This is a genomic window from Pseudomonas sp. GW822-FHT02E03, assembly GCF_058802325.1.
In genome coordinates this window covers 46607-53308 of record NZ_JBXAOA010000034.1, presented here as the reverse complement: position 1 = coordinate 53308, position 6702 = coordinate 46607, and the positions used below count along the sequence as shown (strand labels likewise).

Genomic DNA, 6702 nt, shown 5'->3' with positions numbered 1-6702 from the left:
CCCCCCCCCCCCCCCCCCCCCCCCCCCCCCCCCCCCCCCCCCCCCCCCCCCCCCCCCCCCCCCCGCTCCCACAGGATATTCGTCGCTCAAATTTCTTGACTTACCGGCATTAGGCCAAAGCCGATTGAGTCAGTCACCCAACGCAAACGCCACCGCAGCCTGCGCATGCAGTTCGGTGGTGTCGAGCAAGGGCAGGGCGCTGTGCTCGGGTTTGATCAGCAGGCCGATTTCGGTACAGCCGAGGATGATCGCCTGGGCGCCGCGTTCGGTCAGCGACTCGATCACCCGTTGATAGACCTGACGTGACGCCTCCCTGATCACCCCGACGCACAACTCGTCATAGATGATCCGGTGCACGGCCAGACGTTCATCAGCCTCCGGTACCAGCACCGTCAGGCCCTTGGCCGTCAGACGTGTCTTGATAAAGTCCTGCTCCATGGTGAACGCAGTACCCAGCAAACCCACCCGCAGCGCACCGGCGTCCAATGCCGCTTGACCAGCCGGATCGGCAATGTGCAGGAACGGAATATCGATGGCGGCCTGAATCTGCCCGGCCACCTTGTGCATGGTGTTGGTACACAGCACCACGCACTCGGCGCCACCTGCTTCCAGACGCTGGGCCGCATCCACCAGAATCGCCGCCGCGTCGTCCCAGCGACCGGCATGCTGGGCCTGTTCGACCGGGCCGAAGTCGACGCTGTACATCAACAGTTTCGCCGAGCGCAACGGCCCGAGGCGATCACGTACCTGCTGGTTGATGAGACGGTAATACTCGGCGCTGGACTCCCAGCTCATGCCGCCGATAAGGCCGATGGTGCGCATGTTGTGCTCCTGTAATGGCAAACCCTTGCGAGGGTGCTCTTTATTCGAGAGTATCCCGTGGGTCTTCATGGCGATCTATCAGGAAATTTCACATGCCCAGTGTGCTGAGCCAGCGCCTGCCGGGTGGCAAAATCTGCCTGCAACTCTTGCCTCGTGCGGCCTACAGCGCGCGCGATCCGGCACAGTCAAAAACGCTAGGGGTGACACTGGAACGTCAGCAAGGCGTGCATGCGATCGATTCTGACCGACGGACAGATTTTGATACCTTTGCGGGTGTATTGGCTTATACGCCTATCGGCGTGGAGGTGTTTTCCGAATCAGCCACCGGTGGCGAGTATCTGCTGATGCAGTTGGACGAGCAGTTAGCCAGCGAACAGTTACCCTCCGTCGCCCACCGCGTGCAGTCTTGCGGCAATCGACGAGCGTTGTCTCTGGCACAAGAAGTACGGCGTCAGTTGCTCGCCACGCAGCCCGATTTACTGGCGCTTGAGCAATGTGCCGTGGCGCTGGTTGGCGTAGCGAATTGGAAAGCCGATATCACGCAGCGTGCCGCGCCCCGGGCCTTCGCCCGCGTCATGGAGCAGATCAGCGAGCAGTTCCAGCAGCCTCTGACGCTGGAACAATTGGCCGCCACCTATGGGCAAAACGAGCTGCGCTTTCTGCGCGACTTCACCCAGGCTATCGGCCTGACACCCCACGCTTACCTCATTGAAATGCGCCTTCAGGCGGCACGAAGGATGATCGAATGCACTGATCTATCCTTGGCCTGTATCGCTCTGGATGCCGGTTTCACCCATCAGTCGCACATGGGCAGTGCCTTTCGCAAGCACCTGGGCATGACCCCTCGCCAATACCGTTCACGCTTTTAGTCGTACGCCTGTGGCGCGCATCTGCCATGCTCAAAGTCCGCAGCAACGCTTCAACCAAAGGAACACCGCAATGGACGATGTACAGCAACTGGGCGAGATGCTTCGCCACTATGCAGATAGCGAAGCGCACAAGAAGCAACTGTTTGAGTCGCAATCGGCCGTGTGGGCGACGCGCATTGGTGAGTTGTTCGATCAGATCCAGCAGTGGCTGGCCCCGGTCCTGGCGCCGAATCTGCTGGAAGTGAGCCGCGAGGCGTATGTCGCGTCCGGGCCGAGCGTGCCGCTTGAGACGTCGACATTCAAGACCGAGAAACTGTCCATTGTGATCGCCGGCAAACCGGTGGAGTTCGTGCCGGACGTGATGGGCGCGGGAGGGCAGATTTCCCTCGCAGTGATGGGCTTGACTGCCGCACGTTATGGCAGCATTTCGCTGGTGTGCCTACCGCCCTCCAGCAATTGGCAGTGGCGCAAGACCAATGGCTTGAAAGATCCGGACACCTTTGCCTTCGATGCGAACTTCCTGGCGCAGCAGCTGCAGAGCCTGATTCCCCGCGAGCGTGGCTGAACGGGTGATGATCGTTCCCACGCTCTGCGTGGGAATGCCTCAAGGGACGCTCCGCGTTCCAATGGGACGCAGAGCGTCCCGGGCTGCATTCCCACGCAGAGCGTGGGAACGATCATTGGTGCTGCATTAAATTTCGAGGTTGCCCCAACCCGGCTTCGCTTCCTCCGGCGCCACAGCGTTCACTTTCTTGCCCGTCGCCAATTCCACCCGCCGCGCCACCTCGGGATCATCGGCGAACGGAATCAGGCTGGCATCGTCCAGGCTCTCGGCCGTCTGGTGTTTCAGGCAGTATTCGACCGCCAGCCAAAGCCCCAGAACACCCAATAGATTCAACGCCATCTCGATCATGTCAGGCTCCTTGCCTCAGGCAATCTGCGCTTCAAGTTCAGCCATTTTCACGTCCGACACCCGCACCGTGCGCCAGGTGTTGTAAGCCATCAGCAACATGCCGCTGAGGAAGAACACCCCACCGACAAAGCGCACCACGAACCCCGGATGACTGGCCTGCAAGGCTTCGACGAAGGAGTAGGTCAGCGTGCCGTCGTCGTTGATCGCGCGCCACATCAAACCCTGGGTGATGCCGTTGACCCACATCGAGGCGATGTACAGCACAGTGCCGATGGTCGCCAGCCAGAAGTGTGCATTGATCAGGCCGATGCTGTGCATCTGCGGGCGGCCGAAGACTTTCGGGACCATGTGGTAGACGGCGCCGAAGGTGATCATCGCCACCCAGCCCAAGGCCCCGGCGTGAACGTGGCCGATGGTCCAGTCGGTGTAGTGGGAGAGGGCGTTCACCGTCTTGATCGCCATCATCGGCCCTTCAAACGTCGACATGCCGTAGAAGGCCAGGGACAGCACCAGAAAGCGCAGGATCGGGTCGGTGCGCAACTTATGCCAGGCGCCCGACAGGGTCATCATGCCGTTGATCATTCCGCCCCAACTCGGCGCCAACAGGATCAGCGACATCGCCATGCCCAGCGACTGTGCCCAGTCTGGCAACGCGGTGTAGTGCAAATGGTGTGGGCCGGCCCAGATGTACAGGGTGATCAGCGCCCAGAAATGCACGATCGACAAGCGATAGGAATACACCGGCCGATTGACCTGTTTTGGCACGAAGTAATACATCATCCCGAGGAAGCCGGTGGTCAGGAAAAAACCTACCGCGTTGTGCCCATACCACCACTGCACCATGGCGTCGGTGGCCCCGGAATACACCGGATACGACTTGAACCAGTCCACCGGAATCGACAGGTGATTGACCACGTGCAGCATGGCGATCACCACAATGAACGCGCCGAAAAACCAGTTGCCGACGTAGATGTGCCTGGTCTTGCGTTGCACCACAGTGGTGAAGAACACGATGGCGTAAGCGACCCAGACCACCGTCATCCACACCGCGCCGGAGAATTCGATCTCGGCGTATTCCTTGGTGGTGGTGTAGCCCAGCGGCAGGGTGATCAGCATCACCACGATCACCGATTGCCAGCCCCAGAAGGTGAAGGCGGCGAGCTTGTCGGAATACAGCCGCACCTGGCAGGTGCGTTGCACCGCGTAGTAACTGGCGGCGAATTGGGCGCTACCGGCAAAGCCGAAAATCACCAGGCTGGTGTGCAACGGGCGCAAGCGGCCGAAGGTGGTCCACGGCAGGTCGAGGTTCATCTCGGGCCATACCAGTTGCGAGGCGATCCACACCCCCATCGCCATCCCGACGACGCCCCAGACGATAGTTGCCACGACGAATTGGCGAACGACCTTGTAGTTATAGGCCTGTCCGATTGTTGCTGTGCTCATGGTCAGTTCTTCCACGGTTGCAAAGACTTGCCAGGCCACCCGGTCTGGCATGCCATGAACTGTAGAAACCCTGCCGCAAACAAAACAGACTCAGAAAAACCGAGTTTATGCGGATCAGATGTGATGCCGGCCTGCGGCCGTAGGCCGCGCCCTGATACGGTTTTTTAGTGTTTAGCTGAATCTGTAACGTGCTGCGCTGCTGTCGCATAGTTGCACCCCAAGAGCGAACCGCAGAGTTCGATACACCGCAGTTCCTGTGGGAGCGGGCTTGCCCGCGATTGCGGAGTGTCAGTCAAAGTCCATATTGACTGTGCCGCCGTCATCGCGGGCAAGCCCGCTCCCACAGGTTCTGTGCAAAATTCCTGATGAGGTGGCAGCCACATGTATCAATACGATGACTATGACCGGGCCCTGGTGTTCGAGCGTGTTGCGCAGTTTCGCGATCAGGTCGAACGTTTCATGGCAGGCGATTTGAGCGAAGAAGAGTTTCTGCCCCTGCGCCTGCAGAACGGCCTGTACATGCAAAAGCATGCCTACATGCTGCGCGTGGCGATTCCTTACGGCACCCTGAGCGCCAAGCAAATGCGCATTCTGGCGAGCATTGCGCGGGACTACGATCGTGGCTACGGCCACTTCACCACCCGGCAGAACATGCAGTTCAACTGGATCGAACTGGCCCAGGTGCCGGACATTCTCGAACGTCTGGCCCAAGTCGAAATGCATGCGATCCAGACCTCCGGCAACTGCGTGCGCAACATCACCACCGAAGCCTTCGCCGGCGTCGCGGCGGACGAGTTGATGGACCCGCGCCCGCTGGCAGAGATCCTGCGGCAATGGTCGACCATCAACCCGGAATTCCTGTTCCTGCCGCGCAAGTTCAAGATCGCCATCTGCTCGGCCAGGCAGGACCGCGCGGCGATCATGATGCATGACATCGGCCTCTATCTTTATTGCGATGACAGCGGGCAAATGCTCTTGCGGGTGATCGTTGGTGGCGGCTTGGGGCGCACGCCGATTCTCGGTTTGCAGATCCGCGAAGGCTTGCCGTGGCAGCACTTGCTGTCCTACGTCGAGGCGGTGCTGCGGGTCTATAACCGCCACGGGCGGCGCGATAACAAGTACAAGGCGCGGATCAAGATTCTGGTCAAGGCACTGGGTATCGAAGCGTTCGCCAAGGAAGTGGAGGAGGAGTGGCAGCACCTCAAGGACGGTCCGGCGCAGTTGACCGACGTCGAGTATGAGCGTGTCGCCGGTGCCTTCGTGCCGCCCGATTACCGTTCACTGGCCGGCACCGATCTGGACTTCGGCACACGCCTGGCCGAGAACCCGGCATTCGCCCGTTGGGTGACGCGCAATGTTCAGCCGCACAAGGTGCCGGGTTACGCCAGCGTGGTGCTGTCGACCAAACCGGGCATCGCCGCGCCGCCGGGGGATGTCACGGCCGAGCAAATGGAGGCGGTGGCCCAGTGGTCCGAACAGTTCGGTTTCGGCGAAATTCGCATCGCCCATGAACAGAACGTCGTCCTGCCGGACGTGCCCAAGGCCGACCTTTACCCGCTGTGGTGCCTGGCCTGCGAGCAAGGCCTGGGTTGCGCCAACATCGGCTTGTTGACCGACATCATCGCCTGCCCGGGCGGCGACTTCTGCGCGTTGGCCAACGCCAAATCCATTCCCGTCGCACAAGCGATTCAGGCGCGTTTCGAGGATCTGGATTACCTGCATGACCTGGGCGACATCAGTCTGAATATCTCCGGTTGCATGAACGCCTGCGGCCACCACCACATCGGTAACATCGGCATTCTTGGCGTCGATAAAAACGGCAGCGAGTGGTACCAGATCACCCTCGGCGGCGCTCAGGGCAAAAATAGCGCGTTGGGCAAAGTTATCGGCCCGTCCTTCAGCGCCGCCGAAGTGCCCGAGGTGATCGAGCGGATCATCGCTACATTTGTCCGCTACCGCGAGAGCGAGGAACTGTTCGTCGATACCTTGGCACGCATCGGTCTGGAGCCGTTCAAGGAGCGGGTTTACCCGAAAATGCTGGAGGTGTCGGCATGAATAATCTGCTGCGTTTGCAAGAGGGCGGTGCCGAGTGGGTGCGCGATGATCCGTGGCAGTTGATTCGTGAAGCAACGGATGAGTTGCCGGCCGGACCGCTGATACTGCCGTTACCCCAGTGGCTGGCCCTCAACGCCAATACCACGACAGCGCTCGAAGGCGTCTGGCTGGGGCCCAACGATGAAGTGACAAACCTGACCCCGTGGTTTCCCGACCTGCCGCTGATTGCCCTGGATTTTCCGAGTTTTCGCGACGGCCGCGCCTACAGCCAGGCCTATCTGCTGCGCACGCGTTTCGGCTGGCAAGGCGAATTGCGTGCGATTGGCGATGTACTGCGCGATCAACTCAGCCACATGCGCCAATGCGGTTTCGACAGTTTCGCCGTGCGCGAAGATAAATCCGCTGAAGATGCGCTTAAGGGATTGGCAGGGATGAGCGTGTTGTACGGGCGCTCGGTGATCGAACCGCGGCCGTTGTTCAGGCGGCGCTGAAGCTTTCCTGGCTCAAATCCCAGCCAGTTAGCGCAACCCCTGTGGGAGCGGGCTTGCTCGCGAAAGCGGTGTATCAGACGACATCAATGTTGAATGTCAGTCAGCTTTC

At 60.4% G+C, this 6702-nt stretch carries 7 protein-coding genes; 4 read left to right on the top strand and 3 right to left on the bottom strand.

Annotated features, from left to right (window positions below; translation table 11 throughout):
• Nucleotides 1–129 precede the first annotated feature (129 nt).
• Nucleotides 130–822, bottom strand: a complete 693-nt coding sequence (locus tag AC1RQB_RS21520; RefSeq protein ID WP_063343503.1) for an aspartate/glutamate racemase family protein — start codon at nt 820–822, stop codon at nt 130–132.
• Nucleotides 823–914: 92 nt separating this feature from the next.
• Between AC1RQB_RS21520 and AC1RQB_RS21515 the strand changes: the two genes are divergently transcribed.
• Together AC1RQB_RS21515 and AC1RQB_RS21510 are read left to right on the top strand one after the other, a co-directional pair.
• The gene (locus tag AC1RQB_RS21515; protein ID WP_063343504.1) at nt 915–1691 is read left to right on the top strand and encodes a helix-turn-helix domain-containing protein; all 777 of its coding nucleotides are present in this window, start codon (nt 915–917) and stop codon (nt 1689–1691) included.
• A gap of 70 nt (nt 1692–1761) precedes the next feature.
• Nucleotides 1762–2256: a hypothetical protein gene (locus tag AC1RQB_RS21510; RefSeq protein WP_008067925.1), complete on the top strand. Its 495-nt coding sequence runs from the start codon at nt 1762–1764 to the stop codon at nt 2254–2256.
• A gap of 126 nt (nt 2257–2382) precedes the next feature.
• On the opposite strand, the gene AC1RQB_RS21505 is transcribed toward AC1RQB_RS21510, so the two are convergent.
• Nucleotides 2383–2604: a hypothetical protein gene (locus AC1RQB_RS21505; RefSeq protein WP_008067545.1), complete on the bottom strand. Its 222-nt coding sequence runs from the start codon at nt 2602–2604 to the stop codon at nt 2383–2385.
• 15 nt (nt 2605–2619) lie between these two features.
• A complete protein-coding gene (gene ccoN, locus AC1RQB_RS21500; RefSeq protein WP_063343956.1) occupies nt 2620–4047 on the bottom strand; it encodes a cytochrome-c oxidase, cbb3-type subunit I in 1428 nt (475 codons plus the stop codon).
• A 381-nt stretch (nt 4048–4428) separates the two neighbouring features.
• Here ccoN and AC1RQB_RS21495 point away from each other — a divergent pair, with 381 nt between their 5' ends.
• Nucleotides 4429–6102 (top strand): nitrite/sulfite reductase, encoded by a 1674-nt coding sequence (locus tag AC1RQB_RS21495; protein WP_063343505.1) that lies wholly within the window; start codon nt 4429–4431, stop codon nt 6100–6102.
• On the top strand, nt 6099–6593 hold the full coding sequence (locus AC1RQB_RS21490) for a DUF934 domain-containing protein (protein WP_008067541.1): 495 nt from the start codon (nt 6099–6101) through the stop codon (nt 6591–6593). The genes AC1RQB_RS21495 and AC1RQB_RS21490 overlap by 4 nt, the downstream gene beginning before the upstream one ends.
• Nucleotides 6594–6702 lie beyond the last annotated feature (109 nt).